Raw genomic sequence first — 22,396 nt, forward strand, 5'->3', positions numbered from 1 at the left:
TCTTTTGCAAACTCAAGGAGTTCAAGCGTATTGCAATGCGCTGTGACAAGACCGATGCAAGCTTTTGCGCCATGGTCAATCTTGCCGCTACCATTATCAATTCACGATGAATCTCAACAGACCCTAGTGATTGCTCATACTCCGCTAAGCGGGGCAGCGTGGCTTGTAGCATTTCTTTACAATGGCCGACTGTTTTCAGGATCAAGGCAATGCCGTGCAACCGGTCATTTCTATTCAGCAGCTGAACAAAACCTACGCGTCTGGCCATCCAGCGCTGAAATCCATCGATCTGGACATCCACAAGGGTGAGATCTTCGCGCTGCTCGGCCCCAATGGCGCCGGCAAGACCACGCTGATCAGCATCATCTGCGGCATCGTCAACCCCGGCAGCGGATCGGTGACGGTCGGCGGCCACGACATCCAGCGCGATTACCGGGCGGCCCGCTCGAAGATCGGCCTGGTGCCCCAGGAGCTGTTCAACGAAGGCTTCGAGAGTGTCTGGGCGGCGGTGCGTTTCAGCCGTGGCCTGTTCGGCAAGGCGCCGAACCTGGCCTATCTGGAGCAACTGCTGCGTGACCTGTCGCTGTGGGACAAGAAGGATGCGCGCATCTTCGAACTGTCCGGCGGCATGAAGCGCCGGGTGATGATCGCCAAGGCGCTGTCCCACGAGCCGGAGATCCTCTTTCTCGACGAGCCGACCGCCGGGGTCGACGTCGAGCTGCGCCGCAACATGTGGGAAATGGTGCGCAAGCTGCGCGAGCGCGGCGTGACCATCATCCTGACCACCCACTACATCGAGGAGGCCGAGGAGATGGCCGACCGCATCGGCGTGATTCGCAAGGGCGAGATCATTCTGGTGCAGGACAAGGACACCCTGATGCGTCAGCTCGGCAAGAAGCAATTGACCCTGCACCTGCAGCAGCCGCTGAGCGAGCTGCCGCCCGCGCTGCAGCGCGACGATCTGCAACTGCGCGACGACGGCTACGAGCTGGTCTACAGCTTCGACGGCCAGCAGGAGGAAACCGGTATCGCTGCGTTGCTGCAGGCGCTGGCGCAACACGGCATCGCTTTCAAGGATCTGCAGTCGAGCGAAAGCTCGCTGGAGGACATCTTCGTCAGTCTGGTGAGGGATCGGACATGAATTTCTACGCGATCCGCGCCATCTACCTGTTCGAGCTGGCCCGTACCTGGCGCACCCTGCTGCAGAGCATCGCCACTCCGGTGATCACCACCTCGCTGTATTTCGTGGTGTTCGGCTCGGCCATCGGTTCGAGCATGACCCAGGTGCACGGTGTCAGTTACGGCGCTTTCATCATTCCGGGCCTGATCATGCTGGCGCTGCTGACCGAGAGCATCTCCAATGCCTCGTTCGGCATCTACATGCCCAAGTATTCGGGCAGCATCTACGAGGTGCTGTCGGCGCCGATTTCCTATCTGGAAATTCTCCTTGGCTACGTTGGCGCGGCGGCTACCAAGTCCATCGTGCTCGGCCTGATCATCCTCGTCACGGCGCGGCTGTTCGTCGATTTCGAGATTCTCCACCCGTTCTGGATGCTGGCTTTCCTGGTGCTAACGGCGCTGACCTTCAGCCTGTTCGGCTTCATCATCGGCGTGTGGGCCGACGGCTGGGAGAAACTGCAGATCGTCCCGGCGCTGATCGTCACGCCACTGACCTTTCTCGGTGGCAGCTTCTACTCGATCAGCATGCTGCCACCGGTCTGGCAGACGGTGACCCTGTTCAACCCGGTGGTCTACCTGATCAGTGCGTTCCGTTGGAGCTTTTACGGCGTGTCCGATGTCAACGTGTTGGTCAGCCTGGGGATGATCCTCGGCTTCCTGCTGGCGTGCATCCTCACCGTCGGTTGGATTTTCAAGACCGGCTATCGCCTCAAAAGCTGATGTAGCGGTTCTGCTCACGTTCAGACGGTGCGGGGTTGGGCTGCACCGCGCTTTCATGCCATTATCCGATGCAGAAGAATTCCGAGAATGGTCATGCTGGACGAGTTACTCCAACGCGTTCGTGGCTACAGCCCGCACTTCATGGAAGCCCAGGAGGGCTTCCCCGAGGCTGCGGTGCTGGTGCCCATCACCCGCAGCGATGAGCCGGAAGTGGTGCTTACCTTGCGCGCCAGTGGCCTGTCTACCCATGGCGGCGAAGTCGCCTTCCCCGGGGGCCGCCGCGACCCGGAAGACCACGACCTGATCGACACCGCCCTGCGCGAGGCCGAGGAAGAGATCGGTCTGCCGCCTGGGCTGGTCGAGGTCGTCGGGCCGCTCAGCACTCTGGTCTCCAGGCATGGCATCCAGGTCACGCCCTATGTTGGTGTGGTGCCGGATTTCGTCGATTACCAGGCCAACGATGGCGAGATTGCCGCGGTGTTTTCCGTGCCCCTGGCGTTCTTCCGTGACGACCCCCGTGAAGTCACCCACCGTATCGATTACCTCGGGCACAGCTGGTACGTGCCGAGCTACCGCTATGGCGAGTACAAGATCTGGGGGCTGACGGCGATCATGCTGGTGGAACTGGTCAATCTGGTTTACGACGCCGGCATCGATATGCAGCGCCCGCCCGAGTACTACATTCACCTCAAGTGAGCCTGGCTCCGAGACTTTCGCCATGAAATACCGCCTGGGCAATGCCCGCGTCGAGCAGCATCCGCAAAGCTGGATAGCACCCACCGCCACCCTGATCGGCAAAGTGCGCCTCGAGGCTGGCGCCAGCGTCTGGTTCGGCGCAGTGCTGCGTGGTGACAACGAGCTGATTCATATCGGCGAGGACAGCAACGTTCAGGATGGCGCGGTGATGCACACCGACATGGGCTCGCCGCTGACCCTGGGCAAGGGCGTGACCGTTGGCCACAACGCCATGCTGCACGGCTGTACGGTAGGTGATTACAGCCTGGTCGGCATCAATGCCGTGGTACTCAACGGCGCCCGTATCGGCAAACACTGCATCATTGGCGCCAATGCGCTGATCGCCGAGGGCAAGGAAATTCCCGATGGTTCCCTGGTGGTGGGCTCGCCGGGCAAGGTGGTACGTGAGCTCACCGAGCAGCAGAAGAAGCTGCTCGAAGCCAGTGCCGCTCACTACGTGCAGAACGCCAGGCGTTACGCCACTGATCTGGCCGGGCAGGAAGACTGATGCAAACCGTCGAACGTCCCGTCGCCTCGCCCTGCGTGCATGTCTGCGCGCTGGACGAAGAGGACATCTGCATCGGTTGCCAGCGCAATGTCGACGAGATCACCCGCTGGAGCCGCATGGACAACGACGAGCGCCGTCAGGTGCTGCAGTTCTGCCATGAGCGTGCCCGGGAAAAAGGCATCCTGCTGTAGCGGGATGCGCCATCTGATTCAGACACATCCCACACCGGCAGCCGCTGCTTTATAGCTGCTGTCAGTCGTTACGCGCTCCGCCGAACGCGGCACAGCCGCGCATCAGCTGGTCATTGAGGCGCAGCTCGGCGCTCAGGTGCTGTACCGCGCCGCTCATGTCATTGACGCAACGCTGCGGCGCGATCCACAGCTCGACGCGCTGGCCGTTGGCTTCGCTGGTCAGATTGATGCGGCCGTCAGGCAACTGCTCTTCCATATAGGGCAGCGCCAGGGGTTCGTGATCCGGGCCGCTGAGCACCATGCCCTGGTTGCTCACGGTCACGCTCCAGAATGGCTCCTGGCCGCTGGCGCGCAGCAGCGTGCGCTTGAAGTTGGGGTCGTCACAGCCATGGCCTTCACCCTGCAGCCGGTACACGCGGCTCAGCTCCAGCCCGCCGTCGGCGCCGCCGACCTTGGTCGAGCCCAGGCGCCCACGCAGGTCGGCGAACAGAACCGAATGGCCATCGCCCAGCAGCTCGCTGCTGTCCTGCGTGATGCTGGTATTACCCTCGGTGATCGCGAAGCGGCGTGGATCCTGGCAAGGTTTGAACCACAGCTGGTCGGCTTCGCGGGTCAACTCGCCCTGCAGGCGCGTCTGGGATTTTTCCGGATCCACGGGTTTGCCCTTGTACACCTGGCAACTGGCGAACAGCGGCAACAGGGTGAACACTAAGAGTTTGCGACTGATGTGCATGTGGCTCTCCGTCTGGCGAGCGGCCACGTTACCGAGGCCGCAGGGCAATCTCAAGGAAAGCTATCCGATGATCTGCTGCAAGCGCGTTTATGAACCCTGGGAAGAGGGCGACGGCTACCGTGTACTGGTCGACCGCCTATGGCCGCGAGGTTGCCGCAAGGATGCACTGCACCACGATGAGTGGCGGCGTGACGTGGCGCCGTCAGCGCAATTACGCCGTAACTTCGGGCACCGAGCCGAAGCTTACGAAGCGTTTCGCGATGCCTATCGCCACGAGCTGGCCGCTCACCCGGAGTACTGGCAGGGCCTGCTGGCCCGGGCTGCGGCGGGAAATCTGACCTTGCTCTATGCCGCGCGGGATACCGAGCACAACAATGCCAGAGTGCTGCAGGACTTCCTCGAGGATGAGCTGGAGCGCTGCACGGGAAGCAGCTCACCAGTTTGTTACGCCGGTGAGTTCTAAAAGCCTGTTTGTAGCTGTCAACTAATCCCGGACAATTGCGTTAAGTTTTTCCTCGACCACCGCAGGCGATAGTCCACTGTTAACCTGATGTGACCGTTGGCAGTTGCACCAGAAAACATCCGATATCTTGCTGAGCAAACGAGGCGCATAGGTAGCCCGTGATCGGAGTCCACTCAGTCCTCAGGCTGCGAAAAAGCCTCTCCATCGGCGCAACGCCGACTCAACCAGCCCAAGCGAACGGGCTGCTTCGACGTGGCTGTAGCCCTGGTCAAGCACCAAGCCAGTCTCTCGCTTGAACTCGGAAGTAAACGTGCGACCTTGCTTGGTCATCAGACACCTCTCTGTGGTGAGTTTTCACGCGGCCGGACACTCCGAGCGAGCGCGTATCCAGAAAGCCCCCGGCACCTGCATACCGTCAACCCGGCGGTAAGAAATTCAATCTTCCAGGCGGTTTTTTGAATTGGCGCCGTTGGCCGCTGCCACTAGAAAATAGCCTGTCGAGACTGCCGGCTGAAGTTATGTCTCGGATACTTCCCTCGCAGCGATAAAAAAATAAGAAGGAGACTGCCGATGACCCAGACATTCAACCCCCACCGCCGCCGCTTCTTGCGCAACTCCGCGCTTCTCGGGCTGGGTTTTACCGTAGGTGGAATTGTTGTCCCTTATATAGGGCGAGCCGCCGCTACCCAGATTAGGGTCGCAGTCAATCCGGGGCTGGAGAATGCCACGCTGACTGCACTGCTGAACCAGCAGGACTATTTCAAGCAATTCGGCGTTGATGCTCTTGTCGTCGAGGCTGGCGGCGCGACCGGTCCCTTCGATGCTATCGCCGCCGGAGCAGCGGACGTGTGCATGATCTCGGGCTATAACGGGCTGCTGTCGCGGATCGAGCAAGGCGCCAGGGTCAAAATTGTCGGAGCCGGAATGAAAAAGACGGCACTGACGGTCTTTGCAAAGCCTGATGGGATCAAGACGCTCGCCGATCTGAAGGGCAAGACGGTTGCGGTCGGTCCGTCCCTGGGGCTACTGCATGCCCTGATGCTGCAGCTGTTGAAAGAAAAGAGCATCGACGCTTCGCAGGTGAACTTCGTCGACAAGGGAAGCAATGATCAGTGCTATCAGGCAGTCGTAAGTGGCGAAGTCGACGCCTGCTGCTCAAGCATCTCGCACCTGAACGACAAAGACGGACTCGTGGCTATCCGCGAGGGCAACCTGTGGGAGGAACTGCCCAAATACACTTTTCAGACCGCCTATGCATCCGATTCCGCGCTCAGGGACAAGCACGAGGGCATGGTCGCCGTAATGGCTGCCTACGGGGCGCTCTACGACTATTTGATGTCGCCAGCAGCGCATGACGCTTTCTTCGAAGCGCGCAGGCGCGCCGAAAAAAAATTCGACGCGGCATCGGCACAGGCCATGTGGGATTTCATCCAGGCACAGCGCCCTTATTCCAAGGACTTGTCGCTGACCGACGACGATATCGGTTACCAGCAGGACATGTACATCGGTTTGGGTGGCTTGAAGCAGAAGCAACCCTTCGCCGCAGTGGCCGACATGTCGGCGGCGACGGCCGCAGCGAAGCTGCTCGGTTGAAGCGATCGCAGCGGGGTAGGGCGGCCTTGCCTGATGAGTTTGCCTCGATCTTGAACTCATGACCGCAACGGGTCGCGTTGGATCTTTCGTCTGCGCGACAGCATCTGTTAGGCAAATAGCATTATTGGCGCCATGCCAAGGGAACTGGAAATGAATGTAGAAACTGAGAGTGCTGTAAACATCAATCTGAGCCGTGCTCAACTGATTGAAAAAGCGATTGAGCGTGGTGAGGGTCAGCTCGCTGACTCCGGCGCTCTGGTCGTGACCACGGGCAAGCGCACTGGGCGTTCGCCGCAGGATCGTTTCATCGTCGAAGAGCCGAGTACAAGCAATGAAATCGATTGGGGCAATGTCAACCGTCCGTTCGATGCCGACAAGTTCGATGCGCTCTGGGAACGGGTTGAAACCTATCTGACCGATCAGGAGCAGTTTGTCTCGACGGTTCATGTGGGCGCCGATCAGAACCACTACCTGCCGGTAATAATGACCACGCAAACTGCCTGGCAGAGTCTCTTTGGGCAGAACCTGTTCATTCGTCCCACGGACTATAATCCCAAGGGCAAGGAAGAGTGGCAGATCCTCAATGCTGCGGGCTTCCGTTGTGATCCTGAACGAGACGGCACCAAGACGGATGGCTGTGTGATCCTGAACTTTGCCCAGCGCAAGGTGCTGATCGCCGGTATGCAGTACGCCGGTGAAATGAAGAAAGCCATGTTCTCGGTGCAGAACTTCCTGTTGCCGGAAAATGAAGTGCTGCCGATGCATTGCTCCGCCAACGTCGGCGACGATGGTAGCACCACGCTGTTCTTTGGCCTGTCCGGTACCGGCAAGACCACGCTGTCCGCGGATCCTGAACGCTACCTGATCGGTGACGACGAGCACGGCTGGGGCAAGGACGTAGTGTTCAACCTGGAGGGTGGTTGCTACGCCAAGACCATTAATCTGAGCCAGAAGAACGAACCCATCATTTGGGATGCGATACGTTTCGGTGCGATCGTTGAGAACGTCGTTTTGAACGAAACCCGTACAGCGGATTACGTCGACACCAGCCTGACGGAAAATGGCCGTTGCGCCTATCCGCTGGCGCACGTTAATAAACGTACCAGGCACAATCTGGGTGGCGAACCGCAGGCGATCATCTTTCTGACCTGCGACCTGGCCGGTGTGCTGCCACCGGTGTCGATTCTGAGTAAGGACGCGGCGGCGTACCACTTCCTGTCAGGTTACACCGCGCTGGTGGGTTCTACCGAAATGGGTTCAGGTGACGGTATCAAGTCGACCTTTTCCACCTGCTTTGGCGCAGCTTTCCTCCCGCGCCCGGCGCGTGAATACGCCGATCTGCTTATCAAGCGTATTGAAGCGTTCGGCTCTCGGATCTATCTGGTCAACACAGGCTGGACCGGCGGCTCCTACGGTACTGGTGAGCGCTTCAGCATCCCGACGACCCGTCGTATTATTGCCGCGATTCAGAGTGGCGCCCTCACCGACGTTGAGACCGAGCATCTGCCTGGCCTTAACCTGTCGGTTCCCAGGGCTGTTCCGGGAGTGGAGACCAGGCTGCTCAATCCACGCAACACCTGGGCGGACAAGGAAGCGTATGACGCCACGGCCAGGGATCTGGCCGGGCAGTTCACTGAGAACTTCAGCAAGTTCAACGGTATTGATGAACGCATCGTAGCGGCGGGGCCGAGTCAGTCAGGATGGCTTCTGCAATAGAAGCCCAGGTCGGCCACACCGCCAGGATCAGGCATTCATAGTGCCTGATCCTGCTGAAAACCCGGGCAGCCATTGCTCAAGCGCCCGCTAGCCAGCCCCTTGATCGGTTAATACTGATGGACGAAGTGGCCGTTCAGACGCACCAACCGCTCTGTGCCCGATCCAATCGGGCCGCGCGGTGATTTCGCGCAAACCTTCGAGGAACGCTGTATGCGCCCGCGTCGGCATCCAGTCGCTGCGGGTCGTCACACCCTTGCACAGGACATCGTCGAGATAAGGGCAGTGAAGTTCGGTCAGAATGCCTAGGCCGAGATCGTATTGTGCCTCGGAACGCGTCATCAGCGTGATCGTGTCTGAACTGAGCAGCAGTGTGCGGCTCATGGTCTGCGAAGAGGTCTCGAGGTAAAAGCCCGGGCGCGTCTGTGTAGCATCGAAGGTGGCCTCGATCCGGGTGCGCCGCGGCGTGCCTACGGGCGGTACCACCCACTGGAAATGTGCAAGATCCGCGGGCGTGACCTCTTCGTATTCGGCGAGTGGATGACCAGGCCGCGCGACTACGCAGTAGCTGTCCCAGAAGAGGATTTCTTCACTGACATCGCCGGCCCTGTCAGGCTCGCGCAGCGTCCCGAAGATCATGTCGATCCGGCCGCTGCTTAGATCCGCGCGCAGCTTGTGGTATTCACCCGAAACGAGCCGCACTTTGACGGCGGGATAAGAGGCCATGAATCGCCGCGTCGCCTCAGCCAGCTCGTGCGAGCCGGCCATCGGCAGCGTTCCGATGATGAGCTCAAGGTTCCAGGCTCCCGCTGCAAGGAGGATCTCGTCGCGCGCCAGTTCGATCTCACGCATTGCACGACGGAACTCGCGAGCGAGGAAAACGCCGGTCTTGTTGGGGATGGGGCCCTGCGCACTGCGGTCGAACAAGGGCTTGCCGAGCGTGCGTTCGAGCGTTCGAACCGAGCGGAATAGCGAGGTGGGGGAAAGGCCCAGGTTCTGGGCTATTTCACTCACCCGCCCCTGGTCGCTGGTGGCGATGAGCGAGCGCAGCTGCGTACCCGTTATCAGCCGGTCAACCTGCGGCAGATTGCGATCCTGTCCGCTCCTTGTCCGGTTCAGGACATGTGCGATCGCGCTGTCGAGAATCTCGAAGAAGCGGTCGATCCGCAGTAGGTATTGTTTGCCTATCGCCGTCGGATAGCTGCCCGTGGCGCGTCGCTCGAAAATCTGAGTGCCTATCTCCGCCTCAAGGTTGGCTACCGCCTGCGTGACTGTCGGTTGTGAGGTATAGAGTTCTCGCGAGGCGCTGCTCACCCCGCCTACCATGCCGACCACCTGCACCATCCGCAAATGGCGCAGGTTAGGAGTGTGTATGAACTGGAGCATGCTGTCGTCCCGGAGCTGAGGTGGCTCTCCGCCCGTTTCCGAGCGGGACTTGGGTGCTACCAGCATTGCGCCTCGACTTATCGGCAGATAGCCAACGAGTCCGTGACGCCGCGCCTGCGAAAAATATGCCCGAGAAGGGGGAGGCTCGTTCAGCCTCGCTCCAACGACACGTTAAGGCTCCCATGATGGTCGCAGCACCTCGCCACTACGCTCGTTCCGGTATCGTTCATCCAAGGCTGCCCGTCAGGTCGTCGAAGAGTTCGTCAACCGACAGGGCGCGCGGAATGATCTTCTGGTCGAGTGCCCAGTCGATCGCGGTCTGCAGCCCCTTGCGGTTGGCCTCCAGGCCCAGCGGCGGGAACACCTCTGGCACACCGCCTTCGGTAAACTCGCGACTCTCGGCGATCATGCGGTAGATCTCCCTCACGACCTCGGGGTGTTTCTTCGAGATGTCCTGATGGACGACGAACATATGATTGATCGGCACGAAGCCTTCGCGTTCGTACCAGGCCTTGGCGGCGTTATGTGCATCGGGCACCAGCGTGCGTACGCGCGGATCTTTTGGCATATCCTCGCCAAGCAGGGCTGCGTCGAGCTCGCCATCGAGCATCATCTGCGGGATGCTGGAGCCAGCCGGTAGGCGGATGCAGTTTTCCGGGTCATGGTACTCGGCCAGGTGGCCGTCACCGAGTGTCATCCAGGTGACCTTGTCGAGGTTTACGCCGTACTCGTGGCGCAACACGCCGCGAATCCATAGACCGGTGGTCTGGGCGTAGGTACGCACACCCACCCGCTTGCCCTCGATGTCCTTTGGATCGAGGTGGCCGAAGTCGATGTTGAACCCGGCACAGTGGTGTTGCAAGCGCCCCGAAATCGGCGCAGGAAGTAGCACGTAAGGTTTGCCATAGGCTTTGGCCTGCAGGAAAGTGAGGATGGCCAGTTCGCCGGCATCGAACTTGTTCTCGCGCACCATGGCTTTGAAGCCGTTGTGCGCCGGCGTGGGGCCGCAGTAGTCGAGTGTGACGAGGTCGGATTTCACTCGTCCATCCTTCATCGCCTTGGTGACCGGATAATCGGCCAGGTTCGTGCGCAGGGTCAGCGCCATGGGAGTCTCCTTTGGATTCAGGAACAGTTCAGAGTTTGACTTCGATCAGGCAAGGGCCCGGCTCTCGGGCCGAGTTGACCATGGCCTTGTAGAAGCCTTCGGCGGTATCCACGGCAACGCTGGGCACCCCCATGCTTTTGGCCATGGCCTGCCAGTCGATGCTTGGACGGTCGATGTCGATCATCGACAGCGCACGCTCCCCAGGCGTCCCGGCACCCATGTTGGCGTACTCGGCCTTGAGAATGGCGTAGGTGTTGTTCGCGAAGATGATCGTCGTGACGTTCAGGTTCTCGCGGGCTTGTGTCCACAGCGACTGGATCGTGTACATCGCGCTGCCGTCACCGACCATGCAGAACACTCGGCGATCCGGGCAGGCCAGCGCCGCGCCGGTTGCCACGGGCGTGGAATAGCCGATGGATCCGCCCATGTTGTTTATGAGGTCGTGCGGCTGCGCGCCGATGGTCAGTCCGATTGACTCGCGGCCCGTGGTCAGCGATTCGTCGACGAGAATGCAGTGTTCGGGCAGGGCCGCTGCCAGCGCATGGGCGATGCTCGTGGGGTTGAGCGCACCGGTTGGAACTGGCGTCTGGATACGCGGCTGGACTATCGCAGAAACACTAGTGGCGCCGAGCGCGTGGAGCAGCATGTCGAAGGCGAGTTCGCTGTCCTCGTCGGCCTCGACGAGCTCATGCACCATCGTTCCCTCGGCCTTGAGCAGGCTCGGCTTGTCCGGGTAGGCGAAGAAGGCCACGGGCTCTCGGGTCTCGACCGTGACGATGTGCTTGAAGTCCTTGAGGAAAGCCATGGCCTGCGGTACAGCATAGGGGATGCGCGAGATTGGGACGAAGCCTGCGCCGCGTTCGATACGTGCCGTGAAGAACTGCGAGCCCAACTGAGCGCCAGTGGCCGCGGCTACACGGCCGGCCTTCTCCAGCGCCGCACCGCGTGTAGCCTTGTTGGCGAGGATGATCAGTGTCGGCTCGCCCGAGCGCAGCACCCGGGCGACATGCTCGATACGTTCGACGCTCGGCGTCTTGCGTTTGGCCGCCACAGGCGGTGGCAGCACCGGAGCTGCGCCGGTCTGCTGCCAGGACGTGTCGCCGGGCAGAATCAAAGTGGCTATCTGCCCGGGATGCTCACTTGCCTTGGCCACGGCCTGGGCCGTGTCCCAGGCGATGGAGTCCGCCGATTCCGCGCGACGCACCCAGTGACTCAGCGGACGCGCCAAGCCCTCGATGTCGGAAGTCAGCGGTGGGTCGTACTTGAGGTGCGACGCGGAATGCTCGCCGATGATATTGACCATGCCCGACGAGGCGCGCTTGGCGTTGTGGATGTTAGCCAGGCCGTTGGCCAGGCCAGGCCCCAGGTGCAGAAGCGTCGAGGCCGGCTTGTCCTTCATCCGGTACCAGCCGTCGGCAGCGCCGGTGGCTACACCCTCGAAGAGACACAGCACGCTACGCATCTTCGGGTTTTCACCCAGTGCTGCGAGGAAATGCATCTCCGAGGTGCCCGGGTTGGCAAAGCAAATGTCCACGTCCTGGTCGATCAGGGTCGCGACGAGACTTTCTGCGCCATTCATAGCCTCAGTACCCCGCCATTTCGCGAGCCTGACCGACCACACCATAAGAGCGTTTGGGGGCCGATAGCAGCATGCGGTAGCCTTCGTCGAGCAGGCGACGATGGTTGCTGGCGGTGACATGCGGATTGCCGACGACCACGTTGTGTTTCTGGCAGGTCTCGACGATACGGCGCATCGCGTCCTGGACTTCAGGGTGCTCGTACTGGCGTGGCAAACCCAGCTCCTGGCTCAAGTCGCCCTCGCCGATCAGGATGAAACCGATGCCAGGCACGTTGGCGAGGATGTCGTCCAGGTTTTCGATGGCTTGAGTGCTCTCGCACATCAGGCCAACCAGGATTTCGCCCTGAGGGGCCAATGGCCAAACGTCGGCCTTCTGGTAGTACTCGGCCATCGACAGGCCCCAGTAGCGAGCCGCGTTGGCCGGGCCATCGCCGCGGACGCCCTTGGGCTCGTAAAGCGCCGCACTCTTCGGTCGTGCATAACGGCAGGATGCGACGGCGTTGTAGGCCTGTTCCACTGTTGCCACGTGCGGCCAGATCACGCCATAACAGCCACGATCCAATACCTGCTTGGCGAAGCTTTGGTTCATCTCGATGCCGTTGGCGGGGATACGGGCGATCGGCGTCACCTGCGGCGCCACCGAGCCCGATTCGGCGATCTGCTTGCGGCTCAGCATGTACTGCAACGCATCGCCGAGCGCGCTGACATCGTACGGGTTGTGTTCCATCTCATAGACAATGCCATCGTACGGGGAGTCGCTCATTTCTATGGCGGTCTGTTTGTCCAGCTTGGCAAAGGCCATGTAGGCGGGCTTGCCGGATTCGAGGGCGCCGATGATGCTGTTGAGACGTGTGGTGGTCATGTTCACTTCCTCATGAAATTGATTCAGCCTCAGCGCAATGCCGGGTACAGCTTTTGCGCGGTCTTGCCGAAGATCCAGGATCGATCCTCTTCGTTGAGGCAGGCCAGGCCCTTCTCGGCTATCGCTAGAATCTCCTTGAGGGTGCCGGGCGAGGTGGGGAAATTAGAGCCCCAGGCCATGCGCTGCGCACCGAACGCCTCGACCACTCGGGGAAAGAAGGTCTCGGCGCTTGCTTTTTCCCTCTCCACGTCGCCGAAGATGCGCGGCGTAAGCTTCAAGTAGATGTTGGGCAGGTCGGCAAGCGCGAACAGGCTGGCGGCGTTGGCATAGGGCGGGCCATCGAGTACGTCGGGGCGCCCGAGGTGGTCGAGGATGATGTTCACGTCCGGAAATTTCTCGGCCAGCATACGCACCTGGGGTAGGCCGATCGGGCCGGTCTGGATGCACATTGGCAGCTTCAGCTCAGCCAGCGCCTCCCAAGCCTTGAAGGACTTGGGGTTGTCGAGTTCGCTGGGATCGAAATCCTTGGTCGAACCGCCGGTGAAGATGCGCAGGCCGGCGAGGCCCTTGTCGACCCAGCTCTTGATCACGGCGGGGACGTCGTCGGGCAGCATATCCACTGAGCCTACGGCCACGAGCCGATCCTTGTACTGGTTGCAGCCGTCGACGACGTAGCTGTTGTCGAAGCCGTAGGTCGTCGAGGAGTGCACGACGGCGGCTTTGCCGACGCCGGCCTCGTCCATGGCCTCGATCAGTGTCTCGACGGTGCTCGGCCGCTCCTGCGACCAGTCCGAACGCTTGCCGAACAGTGGCGCGGGCGGGTAGCGCTTCTCGTCGCCCGAGATGATGTGAGGGTGGATGTCGATAATGTTCATGCTCTGCCCCTGCCTTACTTGCCTTTGGCCTTCAGATGCTTGTCGAGACGCGGATAGACGCGCCGAACGTTGCCTTCGAAGATGGCATGGCGATCCGCATCGGAAAGCGCCGTGCAGGCATCCAGATACCGCTTGGTGTCGTCGAAGTACTGGTCGGTGTCTGGATCCTTGCCCCGTACGGCACCGACCATTTCCGAGCCGAACAGCACGTTGCTCGTCGGCACGACCTTGGTCAGCAGCTCCACGCCTGGGTGGTGGTAGACGCAGGTATCGAAGAAGATGTTTTCCAGCAGACCCTCCAGCGGACGCTTGGCCATCTCCAGCGACATGCCGCGATAGCGGCCCCAGTGGTAGGGCACGGCGCCGCCACCATGGGGGATGACCAGACGCAGCGTCGGGAAGTCCTTGAACAGGTCACTCTGCAGGAGCTGCATGAAAACCGAGGTGTCGGCGTTCAGGTAATGTGCGCCCGTACCGTGGTGGCAGGGGTTGCACGAGGCCGCGACGTGGATCATGGCAGGCACGTCGAGATCGCACAGTGCCTCGAACAGCGGGTACCACTCGCGATCAGTGATAGGCGTTCCGGTCCAGTAGCCGCCGCTTGGATCAGGGTTCAGGTTACAGCCGACGAAGCCCATCTCCTCGATACAGCGGCGCAACTCGGGAATGGAGTTCTTGGGTGGCGCCAGTGGCGACTGCGGTAGCTGGCAGACGGGCACGAAGTTGTCAGGGTAGATGTCGCAGACGCGGCGCACGAGGTTGTTGGAGACTTCGGCCCATTCCAGGCTCGTGCGTTCGTTGCCGAGGTGGTGACTCATCAAGCCGGCGATCGGCGAGAACAGGGTGAGGTCACCGCCGCGCTCTTTCTGCAGCCGCAACTGGCCGTTGCCGACGCCTTCGCGGATCTGATCGTCAGTCACATGGGCACCAGACAGCGACGGCGCGTTGAGCGGGTCGTCGGCGAATTCGATCTGTTTGGCGCGCCAGTCGCGGAACGAAGCGGGGACGGTCGTGAAGTGACCGTGGCAATCGATAATCATGATCTGCTCCGTCAAATTCAGGCTTGGGGATCCACGAACAGCTCGTTCATGGACATGCGACGAGGTGTCAGGCCTTGCTTGAACGCGGTCGCCTCGAGTGCCTCGATGGTCTTGCGGTTGGCTTCGATACCGTAGGGCAGCGGGTCATGGCCGACGATCTTGCGCAGTTCAAGGTACTTTTTGTCGGTCTTGTCGGTGGCCTCGCCGGCATCAAGTCGGGCGAGATAGTCCTTTTTGGCCTTGTCGAAGGCGTCATAGATGGACTTGGCTACCCAGGGGTGCTCGGCGAGTATCGAGTCTTTCACGACGATGGTGCCGTGCATGGGGTAGACGCCGGTGCGGGCGTAGTACTCGGCTTCCACTTCGGTCGCATTCGGGAAGAGGTCGGGATAGTCGGCCTCGACTTCTTTCCATCCGTCCGTGGGGTTGCCTGTACGGCCGATGCCTGCGTTTGCACCAAAACCTGCAACCAACTCGCCGTCGGCCATCATCTCGGCCAGGGGGCGGGAGGCATGAATGACATTAGGCGGCAGCTTGAGCTGCGTCACATGCTCCTCGTCGTCGACGACCCAGGTGACCTTGCTCGAGTCGAGACCGAACTCGTCGATGAGCACCTGGCGGGTCCACACGCCGGTAGTCACCGAATAGGCGCGTACGCCGACCTTCTTGCCTTCCAGATCTTTCGGGGTCTTGATGCCCGCATCCGGGCGAACCAGCAGGCCGGCGTGATGGAAGCGGCGCACCACAAAGATGGGCAGTGCAACGAAAGGAGCGCCATAGGCGCGGGCGATAATATAGGTGGTCGGGGCAATTTCGCAGACATCGAATTCGACATCCCGCACCATGCGACGAAAAGCAGCGATCTGTGGTTTGACGGTGATGAATTCGGCATCCACGCCTTCGATGGGGATGGCGCCGCTGCGAATCGCTGCGGTATGCGGATGATCGGCGATAGCAATCTTAAGATGAACTGACATTTATTTTTCCTTGTTAGTGATCTTTATCAAACGACTACTTGCAGATTTGCGGGTCAGCCTTTGCGCGGCGGTAGCGCCAAGACTTCTGCAAACGGGGCTGAATCGGTGCCTGCGCCACCTGCTTGACTGTGGGATGCATTCGTATGCTGCCCACGAGTAGCCCCTCCGTCGATTGAGTAAAAATGGGTTAGGCTTAACGAAATGGTAAAGCTGCTGAGGTGCACGACGTGGCAGAGTTCGACTGGTACCTGCAGGTCAACCTGAAGGCGCGGCACTTGCGCCTGCTCGTGGCGATCGACACGTACCGCAATCTGACCCAAGTGGCCGAGGTCACTCATGTGACCGTGCCTGCCGTGTCGAAGTCATTGGCCGAGCTCGAGCGGGGGCTTGGGCTCGCCTTGTTTTCACGCACCGCGCAGGGCTTGATGCCTACGCCGTATGGCGATTGCCTCATTCGCCACGCGCGAGCAATGCTGGCGATCCTGCACCAGGCCCGCGATGAGCTGAAGTCCCTGAGGTCGGGAGCCGAGGGCAAGGTTCGCATCGGCATGTTGCCTGCTTCCGCCTCGGCGTTGCTGCCGCAGGCGCTGAGCATTCTGAAGCAGCGGTCGCCTGGTACCAATGTGACGGTGATCGAAGGTACGACAGAGTCGCTGCTGCCTGAACTCTGGCAAGGTCGCCTCGATTTGGTCGTGGGCCGCCTACCGGCCCCGGATACGCTCGGCAGCTTCGAGGAAAAGGAACTTCTCGAGGAGCCGGTGGTGCTGATGACGGGCCGTCACCATCCGTTGGCCCGCAGGAAAAAGCTGAAATGGTCGGATCTATGTCCCTATCCCTGGATCTTACCGCCGCCTGGCTCGATATTGCGTGATCCACTGGAGCGGGCGCTCGAGGCGAATGACGTGCCGCTGACCAACAATTATATCGAGACGCTCTCGATTCACGTCGTCCGTGCACACCTGCAAGTCTCCGAGTTCATCGCGGTAATGGCCGGATCGATCGCCAAGGACTTCGCGCAGCCTCTTCATACGCTTCCCTTGAGCCTGCCTCGATTGGTTCGCCCGGCCGGCGTGCTGTGGAATCGCAACCGGGGCCTGACAGCCAGTGCACAACTCATGGTTTCGTGCCTGGAAGAAGCTGCTCGTCAGCTGTCGACGGAGCTCGAGGCAGCATCGCACGGAGGTGTGCGCTTGGCCAAAGCGAAGCGAGTCCGTCACTCAACTGACGCGCTGTAACGCGCAGCCCGGGCGCTATTGTCTCGGCACGAATGATCTGTTGCCTGCCAGGGAGACTCTTCACCCGTGGCGCTTTCCGGTGACCAGTCAGATCCTGCCCCCATCTCGCTACGTCAGGGTTAACCATTTGCTTAAAGCATGAGTGGCTTTTCTCAATAGACACTGGGATGGCGCACGGACAACATTTCGACACGCCTATTCAGCAAGGGAGATTGCCCGAAAGATCCGGGTATTCCGGACAAGCTGGATCGATCCTGGGATTTCGATGGCGTATTCCTATCCAACTAACAATTATTATTAGGAGACAAAGCCATGGGCATTACACGCAGAGCGGCCTTGTTCAGTTGTGCGCTCACAGCTGCGACGCTCGTTGCTGGGCCGGCTTTTGGTCAATCAGTCGAGGAATTCTATCGTGGCAAAGCGCTCACTCTTATCGTAAGCGCCGATGCAGGCACGCCGACGGACACTTTTGCGCGCCAGTTCGCGCGTTTTTTTGCAAAGCATATTCCTGGGCAGCCCATACCGGTGGTACAGAACGTCATCGGAGCAGGAGGGATGGTTGCGGCCGCTTCGCTCCAGACTTCGCAGCCTAAAGACGGAACCGTTGTTGGCTTTCTACAGCGCAACAACCTCTACACGCCGCTGCTGGAACCGAAGCAGAGCAACTTCGATCCACGGAAAGTAACGTGGCTTGGCAGTCTCGACAAGGTCAACTATGCCCTGGTCGCGATGACCCGAACCGGGGTAACCACGGCAGATGATCTCTTCAAGGAGGAACTGATCATTGGTGCGACCGGCTTCTCTAACGAGAACCGGATCTTGCCGGCAATGCTCAACAAGTATGTTGGCACCAAGATGAAGATCGTTCCTGGCTATACGGGGCGCAGCGAAGTCTATCTGGCGATGCAGCGCGGCGAAGTCGATGGCTGGGCCTCGACCATTGACGGGGTGCAGGAGGGGGAGCCGGCACGGATGCTCGCCGATGGCGAGATGAAAGTGCTACTGCATCTGGCCTGGAAAAGCGATCCCGCCTTCTCTGATGTCCCGAACCTGAGTGCTTATGTCACCGACCCCGACGTAAAGGCTTTGTTTGACTTCTTCGTGTCTCCCTTCGAGGCCGGGCGGCCTATCGCGTTGCCGCAAGGCGTTCCTCAAGATCGACTGGATGCGCTGCGTGCGGCTTTCTCCGCGACGATCGCCGATCCCGAGTTCATCGCTGCGGTGGAAGGTGCGGGCTTTCCGGTCAATGCCATTGACGCGGTGGCGATGGAACGGATCATAAATAAAATTTATGACGCCCCCGTTTCGGTGATTGAAGAAGCACGCAAGTTTCGCAATCTTTAATCCTGAATTACATCTGGAAAGGCCACGGTGTCGGCCCTACGGCCTTCGTGCGCGCTTTGTAAGTCAGCTCTGATGCCAATAACAAAATGTCATGATCCTTTCGAGGGGAAATGACCGTAAATCGTCAAGAGGTTCGATCAACATGACACCCTCAATCATCGATATTCATCCCCATATCATTTCAACCGACACTGCCCTTTATCCCATTGCACCTCAGAGTGGACATCGTTCCAAGTGGTCGGCCACGCGTCCGGCCACATTCGAACAGTTGATCCGGGAGATGGATGAGGCCGGAGTTGCGAAGGCGGCGATCGTCCATTCCTCTACCACTTATGGCCACAATAATTCTTATGTGGCCGACTCCGTGGCGATACATCCGAAGCGATTCACCGGTGTTTATTCCTTCGATATGTTGGCTCCCGATGCGCTGCAGACCTTCGATTACTGGCTGGCCCGTGGCATGGGCGGGATTCGGCTTTTCACCGGCGGGGCGACCCATCAGACCGATGGCAGCTGGTTGGTCAACCCGGCAACCTTCCCGATCTGGGAGCGCTGCGCCGAGATTGGCATGACCATCGTGATCCAGACCACTCCGGCCGGTCTGGGCATGGTGGCCGAACTTGCCGAGCGCTTTCCCACCGTCAGGATCGCGCTCGATCACTGCGGGCGTCCGCAGCTCGAGGGCGGACCTCCCTACGCTGCCTGTGCAGGGCTGTTCGACCTGGCGAAATACCCGAACATCTACCTCAAGATCACGCCCAAGACCTTCGAGTTGGCGCAGGCGGCGCCTGGAGGAAGCGAGGCGTTTTTCCCTCATCTGGTACAGATATTCGGGGCAGACCATCTGGCCTTCGGCTCGAACTATCCGGCCTCGGAAGGGCCGTTGAAGAAGTTGATCGATCAGGGGCACGCCTGCTTCGCATCCCTGAGCGAAGAGGAGCGTGCCTGGATCTGGGGCCGTACGGCGAAGATCCTTTATCCGACTCTTGCCGAGCAGAACGCAGAAGCGCTTTCGAATCTCTAGGTGGTGGGGTATGGCGCTGGCCGGATTGAACGCCCGGCAAGCGATGTGCCTGTCTTAAACCTAGCTGACTCACAAAGTGAGCTTGCCCACTAATCAGGACGAATCATGGATTTCCTTTTCGATTCATCAACACTGTCGGCAGCCAGTAACGCGCTGTCGCTCATCTTGTCATTCGATCGTCTGGTGTTTGTCATCCTCGGGGTTCTGGCCGGCATCGCCATAGGACTGGTGCCCGGGGTCGGTGGCCTAACCGGCTTTGCGCTACTGGTGCCGTTCACGTACACGATGGATCCCATCGCGGCCATTGGCATGTTGCTCGGTATGCATTCGGTTTCTACCACTTCGGATAGTATCGGGGCGGTGATTTTGGGCGTACCAGGAAGCTCGGCCTCGCAGGCGACAGTGCTCGACGGGCTGCCGATGGCCAAGCGCGGCGAGGCATCGCGCGCGCTGAGTGCGTGCTACACGTCATCGCTACTTGGGGGATTGGTCGGGGCAGTCATCCTGGCAGTCTCGCTGCCGTTGGTACGGCCGCTCGTCCTCTCCATCACCACACCCGAAATGTTGGCGCTGACAATTTTCGGGATCACGATGGTTGCGGTGCTGTCGGGCAATGCGCCGCTGAAGGGGGTGGTCGCAGCCTGCCTCGGCATTCTGGTGGGCATGATTGGCACCAATGTTCAGACCGGGCAAATGCGCTGGACGGGCGACTTCCTCTATCTGGCGGATGGTATCCCTCTCGTGCCGGTGCTACTTGGCCTTTTCGCGCTGCCTGAGTTGTGCGATCTCGCCATACAGCGCTCCGCGGTAAGCAACCACGCGGCCGTAGGGACTTTTAAAGGGATGGGCCAGGGCGTCAAGGACACTCTGCGAAACTGGTTCCTGGTGCTTCGTTGTTCCGGGATAGGCGCCTTCCTCGGGGCGGTTCCAGGTATTACCGGAGCGGTGATCGACTGGATCGCCTATGGTCATGCGCTGCAAACCGAGAAGGGTGCCAAGGAAACCTTCAGTAAGGGCGATGTGCGTGGGGTGATCGCTCCCGAATCGGCCACTAACGCGAAGGAGGGCGGAATGCTGGTGCCGCTGCTTGCTTTCGGGTTACCCGGCGGTGCGGCGCAGGCAATTCTGCTTGGGGCACTGATGGTGCACGGGTTCAACCCGGGGCCCGATATGCTGACCAAGCATCTCGACCTGACCTATTCCATGGTTTGGTCGATCGCTCTTGCCAATATCTTTGGCGCAGGCTTGTGTTTCCTGCTCAGCGGCCAGTTTGCCAAGCTCGCGACGCTACGCTACTCGCTTATTCTGCCGGTAATGATTCCCGTCGTCCTGATCGGCGCCTTCCAGGGATCGAGTAGCTGGGGAGATTTGTTCGTGCTAACGCTGGCCGGATCGATTGGCTGGATCATGAAACGCCAGAAATGGCCGCGCCCACCGTTGATCCTTGGCCTGGTGCTCGGTTTGCTAATCGAGCGTTACATGTCGATCTCTTTCATGCGCTATGGCACGGATTGGCTGACGCGACCGGGTGTCCTGGTACTGCTCATCCTCTCTGCGATTATCCTGTTCACCCCGCTGTTCAAGCTGCTGAGAAAGGGCGGTGGAGCGCGGACGCTGCGGCTGCGGCCGAAGGGGACGGTTGTACTCAAGGCTGAAGACCTCACGTATGTGCTCTTCATCGGTGCCGGGCTCTTCATGTTGGTGACCGCTCAGGAGTGGAATTTCCTGGCCGCGATCGGTCCGACGGTGGTCGCAAGCATTCTTGTCATCGCCGGGACGATCAGTCTTGCATACAAAATCTTCGTCACCCCGATACGTGCTACGAGTGGCGGCAGCATTCACATGGATGCAGCGAGTGACCACGGCATACTGCCAGACAAGCTGGTTCTGGTGAGAGCAACAAGATTCTTTGGCTGGTTCCTCGCCTTCTTCGTCTCTACTGCGCTGATTGGCATGCTTCCGACGGTGCCGCTGCTGATCGTAGCTTTCATGCGCATCGAGGGCCGTGAGCCTTGGCGACTCAGTCTGATCCTTGCGGTCTGCGTGACGGCAATCCTGTATGGCATCTTCGACCGGCTCCTCCATATCGCTTGGCCGAGTAGCCTCCTCGGTTATTGAGTGGGGTAACCATTACACCGCGCAAAATACCGAGCGTTAGTACGGCAAAGCCGCGCACAAGGATGTGCTCAACGCTGTAGATGGATAGTTGCCATGCTGACGCATGGAGGTGTAGCGACACTGTCGTTCGCCGAGCAGAGCGTGACGCCTTTCCTGTCTTCAGGAAGTGCAAGAGTTCTAACCCTGGGGGTAAAAGTCCGAGAGGTTCGGGGCGCACCAAAGCGGGATTCTGCTCCGGCATCATTTTGTAGAAGGAGAGAGAAAGATGAATGGTCGATTGCAGCCTATTGAGCCTGAGAATACCTCCGACAAACAGAAGGAAGTCATCGCACGCCTGGGCGAAGGGCGGGGACGTATTCCCACCCCGTTCAACATCTGGCTACACAACCCGCATCTAGCCGAAGGGATGGAGATCATCGGCACGCATATCGACCGCTCGCCAGTGCTGAGCGAGGTGGAGAGCGAAGTGGCGATCCTCTCCACGGCGGTGTTCTGGAACGCACCCTATGTCATCGCCAACCACCGGCGGCATGCATTGAAGGCCGGAGTCCCAGAGGCAATGGTCAGAGCCATCCTCGAGAAGCAGCGACCCGAACCGGGGGATGGACGCCTTGGTGTGATCAGTGACGCGGTCTGCGACATCCTCGCAGGAGGCGTGATCGACGATGAGCGTTTTGCCCGTTACGAAGCCGATCTGGGCCGAGCGGTGATTGCCGAGCTGCTCATCGTCGTAGGGTATTTCACTTCTGTTTCGCTGGCCATGAGCCTGCATGCGCTTCAGCCAAAAGGCTGACGGTTCATTACGCCGCGGGACGCAGCGTTCAGACGCGTAATCGGGACGCGAGCGCGAGAGGGGAGAATCCAGGCACTTCGGGCTGCGTCTCATGCGCTGCGTCCCATCCGGACTGCTTCTGTGGTCGGTCTGGGAGCGCTGGACGGCCATAGGCGTTGTCTCGGAGGCATAGGATCTCGTCCCCGAAATGGTGGCTAACAGGTGAGCCGCGCAAACTTCCAGG

General features: G+C 60.1%; 21 protein-coding genes and 1 pseudogene. 13 read left to right on the forward strand and 9 right to left on the reverse strand.

Annotated elements, in window-relative coordinates:
- The first annotated feature begins 214 nt into the window (after positions 1-214).
- From DNK06_RS20120 to DNK06_RS20140, 5 genes are all read left to right on the forward strand, one after another.
- A complete protein-coding gene (locus DNK06_RS20120; protein WP_131181776.1) occupies positions 215-1,141 on the forward strand; it encodes an ABC transporter ATP-binding protein in 927 nt (308 codons plus the stop codon).
- Entirely contained in the window at positions 1,138-1,899 is a 762-nt protein-coding gene (locus DNK06_RS20125; RefSeq protein ID WP_131181777.1) for an ABC transporter permease, read from the forward strand. The genes DNK06_RS20120 and DNK06_RS20125 overlap by 4 nt, the downstream gene beginning before the upstream one ends.
- A gap of 93 nt (positions 1,900-1,992) precedes the next feature.
- The gene (locus DNK06_RS20130) at positions 1,993-2,595 is read left to right on the forward strand and encodes a CoA pyrophosphatase (RefSeq protein WP_131181778.1); all 603 of its coding nucleotides are present in this window, start codon (positions 1,993-1,995) and stop codon (positions 2,593-2,595) included.
- Positions 2,596-2,617: 22 nt separating this feature from the next.
- Complete coding sequence (locus tag DNK06_RS20135) at positions 2,618-3,142, forward strand: gamma carbonic anhydrase family protein (protein WP_131181779.1); 525 nt, start codon at positions 2,618-2,620, stop codon at positions 3,140-3,142.
- Positions 3,142-3,333: a DUF1289 domain-containing protein gene (locus DNK06_RS20140; protein ID WP_131181780.1), complete on the forward strand. Its 192-nt coding sequence runs from the start codon at positions 3,142-3,144 to the stop codon at positions 3,331-3,333. The genes DNK06_RS20135 and DNK06_RS20140 overlap by 1 nt, the downstream gene beginning before the upstream one ends.
- Before the next feature lie 61 nt (positions 3,334-3,394).
- Here DNK06_RS20140 and DNK06_RS20145 read toward each other — a convergent pair whose 3' ends face one another.
- On the reverse strand, positions 3,395-4,066 hold the full coding sequence (locus tag DNK06_RS20145; protein ID WP_131181781.1) for a COG3650 family protein: 672 nt from the start codon (positions 4,064-4,066) through the stop codon (positions 3,395-3,397).
- A gap of 67 nt (positions 4,067-4,133) precedes the next feature.
- Between DNK06_RS20145 and DNK06_RS20150 the strand changes: the two genes are divergently transcribed.
- Positions 4,134-4,529, forward strand: a complete 396-nt coding sequence (locus DNK06_RS20150) for a DUF488 domain-containing protein (protein ID WP_131181841.1) — start codon at positions 4,134-4,136, stop codon at positions 4,527-4,529.
- A 201-nt stretch (positions 4,530-4,730) separates the two neighbouring features.
- Here the strand turns inward: DNK06_RS20150 and DNK06_RS20155 are convergent.
- A pseudogene (locus tag DNK06_RS20155) lies at positions 4,731-4,859 on the reverse strand (transposase); the annotation flags it as partial.
- Between the two features lie 240 nt (positions 4,860-5,099).
- On the opposite strand from DNK06_RS20155, the gene DNK06_RS20160 reads away from it, so the two are divergent.
- The gene (locus DNK06_RS20160) at positions 5,100-6,122 is read left to right on the forward strand and encodes an ABC transporter substrate-binding protein (protein ID WP_131181782.1); all 1,023 of its coding nucleotides are present in this window, start codon (positions 5,100-5,102) and stop codon (positions 6,120-6,122) included.
- Positions 6,123-6,272: 150 nt separating this feature from the next.
- Positions 6,273-7,838, forward strand: coding sequence for a phosphoenolpyruvate carboxykinase (locus DNK06_RS20165; protein ID WP_131181783.1), 1,566 nt, complete (start codon positions 6,273-6,275; stop codon positions 7,836-7,838).
- An 87-nt stretch (positions 7,839-7,925) separates the two neighbouring features.
- Here the strand turns inward: DNK06_RS20165 and DNK06_RS20170 are convergent, their stop codons facing one another.
- From DNK06_RS20170 to DNK06_RS20200, 7 genes are all read right to left on the reverse strand, one after another.
- The gene (locus DNK06_RS20170) at positions 7,926-9,221 is read right to left on the reverse strand and encodes a LysR family transcriptional regulator (RefSeq protein WP_165493679.1); all 1,296 of its coding nucleotides are present in this window, start codon (positions 9,219-9,221) and stop codon (positions 7,926-7,928) included.
- Between the two features lie 226 nt (positions 9,222-9,447).
- A complete protein-coding gene (locus tag DNK06_RS20175) occupies positions 9,448-10,326 on the reverse strand; it encodes a substrate-binding domain-containing protein (protein WP_131181785.1) in 879 nt (292 codons plus the stop codon).
- A gap of 28 nt (positions 10,327-10,354) precedes the next feature.
- On the reverse strand, positions 10,355-11,905 hold the full coding sequence (locus DNK06_RS20180) for an acetolactate synthase large subunit (RefSeq protein ID WP_131181786.1): 1,551 nt from the start codon (positions 11,903-11,905) through the stop codon (positions 10,355-10,357).
- A 4-nt stretch (positions 11,906-11,909) separates the two neighbouring features.
- Complete coding sequence (locus DNK06_RS20185; protein ID WP_131181787.1) at positions 11,910-12,767, reverse strand: HpcH/HpaI aldolase family protein; 858 nt, start codon at positions 12,765-12,767, stop codon at positions 11,910-11,912.
- 29 nt (positions 12,768-12,796) lie between these two features.
- Positions 12,797-13,642 carry an amidohydrolase family protein gene (locus DNK06_RS20190; protein ID WP_131181788.1) on the reverse strand — a complete coding sequence of 282 codons (846 nt, stop codon included), beginning with the start codon at positions 13,640-13,642 and terminating at the stop codon, positions 12,797-12,799.
- A 14-nt stretch (positions 13,643-13,656) separates the two neighbouring features.
- Complete coding sequence (locus DNK06_RS20195) at positions 13,657-14,682, reverse strand: amidohydrolase family protein (protein WP_131181789.1); 1,026 nt, start codon at positions 14,680-14,682, stop codon at positions 13,657-13,659.
- 17 nt (positions 14,683-14,699) lie between these two features.
- A complete protein-coding gene (locus DNK06_RS20200; RefSeq protein ID WP_131181790.1) occupies positions 14,700-15,659 on the reverse strand; it encodes an ABC transporter substrate-binding protein in 960 nt (319 codons plus the stop codon).
- Between the two features lie 227 nt (positions 15,660-15,886).
- Between DNK06_RS20200 and DNK06_RS20205 the strand changes: the two genes are divergently transcribed.
- The 5 genes from DNK06_RS20205 to DNK06_RS20225 all read left to right on the forward strand — a co-directional run bounded on the left by DNK06_RS20205 (position 15,887) and on the right by DNK06_RS20225 (position 22,173).
- Entirely contained in the window at positions 15,887-16,894 is a 1,008-nt protein-coding gene (locus DNK06_RS20205; RefSeq protein WP_131181791.1) for a LysR substrate-binding domain-containing protein, read from the forward strand.
- Between the two features lie 312 nt (positions 16,895-17,206).
- Positions 17,207-18,238, forward strand: coding sequence for a Bug family tripartite tricarboxylate transporter substrate binding protein (locus DNK06_RS20210; RefSeq protein WP_207390016.1), 1,032 nt, complete (start codon positions 17,207-17,209; stop codon positions 18,236-18,238).
- Between the two features lie 142 nt (positions 18,239-18,380).
- Positions 18,381-19,262 (forward strand): amidohydrolase family protein, encoded by an 882-nt coding sequence (locus DNK06_RS20215; protein ID WP_131181792.1) that lies wholly within the window; start codon positions 18,381-18,383, stop codon positions 19,260-19,262.
- Between the two features lie 105 nt (positions 19,263-19,367).
- Positions 19,368-21,380 (forward strand): tripartite tricarboxylate transporter permease, encoded by a 2,013-nt coding sequence (locus DNK06_RS20220; protein WP_131181793.1) that lies wholly within the window; start codon positions 19,368-19,370, stop codon positions 21,378-21,380.
- Between the two features lie 265 nt (positions 21,381-21,645).
- Positions 21,646-22,173, forward strand: coding sequence for a carboxymuconolactone decarboxylase family protein (locus tag DNK06_RS20225; RefSeq protein WP_131181794.1), 528 nt, complete (start codon positions 21,646-21,648; stop codon positions 22,171-22,173).
- Positions 22,174-22,396: the final 223 nt, after the last annotated feature.

Source organism: Phytopseudomonas daroniae, assembly GCF_004327285.1.
Lineage (GTDB): Bacteria > Pseudomonadota > Gammaproteobacteria > Pseudomonadales > Pseudomonadaceae > Aquipseudomonas > Aquipseudomonas daroniae.

Bases quoted from the DNA above. Each gene is read 5' to 3' on its own strand.
- DNK06_RS20125 (WP_131181777.1), top strand. From the start codon at position 1,138: ATGAATTTCTACGCGATCCGCGCCATCTACCTGTTCGAGCTGGCCCGT.
- DNK06_RS20130 (WP_131181778.1), top strand. From the start codon at position 1,993: ATGCTGGACGAGTTACTCCAACGCGTTCGTGGCTACAGCCCGCACTTC.
- DNK06_RS20135 (WP_131181779.1), top strand. From the start codon at position 2,618: ATGAAATACCGCCTGGGCAATGCCCGCGTCGAGCAGCATCCGCAAAGC.
- DNK06_RS20140 (WP_131181780.1), top strand. From the start codon at position 3,142: ATGCAAACCGTCGAACGTCCCGTCGCCTCGCCCTGCGTGCATGTCTGC.
- DNK06_RS20145 (WP_131181781.1), bottom strand. From the start codon at position 4,066: ATGCACATCAGTCGCAAACTCTTAGTGTTCACCCTGTTGCCGCTGTTC.
- DNK06_RS20150 (WP_131181841.1), top strand. From the start codon at position 4,134: ATGATCTGCTGCAAGCGCGTTTATGAACCCTGGGAAGAGGGCGACGGC.
- DNK06_RS20160 (WP_131181782.1), top strand. From the start codon at position 5,100: ATGACCCAGACATTCAACCCCCACCGCCGCCGCTTCTTGCGCAACTCC.
- DNK06_RS20165 (WP_131181783.1), top strand. From the start codon at position 6,273: ATGAATGTAGAAACTGAGAGTGCTGTAAACATCAATCTGAGCCGTGCT.
- DNK06_RS20170 (WP_165493679.1), bottom strand. From the start codon at position 9,221: ATGCTCCAGTTCATACACACTCCTAACCTGCGCCATTTGCGGATGGTG.
- DNK06_RS20175 (WP_131181785.1), bottom strand. From the start codon at position 10,326: ATGGCGCTGACCCTGCGCACGAACCTGGCCGATTATCCGGTCACCAAG.
- DNK06_RS20180 (WP_131181786.1), bottom strand. From the start codon at position 11,905: ATGAATGGCGCAGAAAGTCTCGTCGCGACCCTGATCGACCAGGACGTG.
- DNK06_RS20185 (WP_131181787.1), bottom strand. From the start codon at position 12,767: ATGACCACCACACGTCTCAACAGCATCATCGGCGCCCTCGAATCCGGC.
- DNK06_RS20190 (WP_131181788.1), bottom strand. From the start codon at position 13,642: ATGAACATTATCGACATCCACCCTCACATCATCTCGGGCGACGAGAAG.
- DNK06_RS20195 (WP_131181789.1), bottom strand. From the start codon at position 14,682: ATGATTATCGATTGCCACGGTCACTTCACGACCGTCCCCGCTTCGTTC.
- DNK06_RS20200 (WP_131181790.1), bottom strand. From the start codon at position 15,659: ATGTCAGTTCATCTTAAGATTGCTATCGCCGATCATCCGCATACCGCA.
- DNK06_RS20210 (WP_207390016.1), top strand. From the start codon at position 17,207: ATGGGCATTACACGCAGAGCGGCCTTGTTCAGTTGTGCGCTCACAGCT.
- DNK06_RS20215 (WP_131181792.1), top strand. From the start codon at position 18,381: ATGACACCCTCAATCATCGATATTCATCCCCATATCATTTCAACCGAC.
- DNK06_RS20220 (WP_131181793.1), top strand. From the start codon at position 19,368: ATGGATTTCCTTTTCGATTCATCAACACTGTCGGCAGCCAGTAACGCG.
- DNK06_RS20225 (WP_131181794.1), top strand. From the start codon at position 21,646: ATGAATGGTCGATTGCAGCCTATTGAGCCTGAGAATACCTCCGACAAA.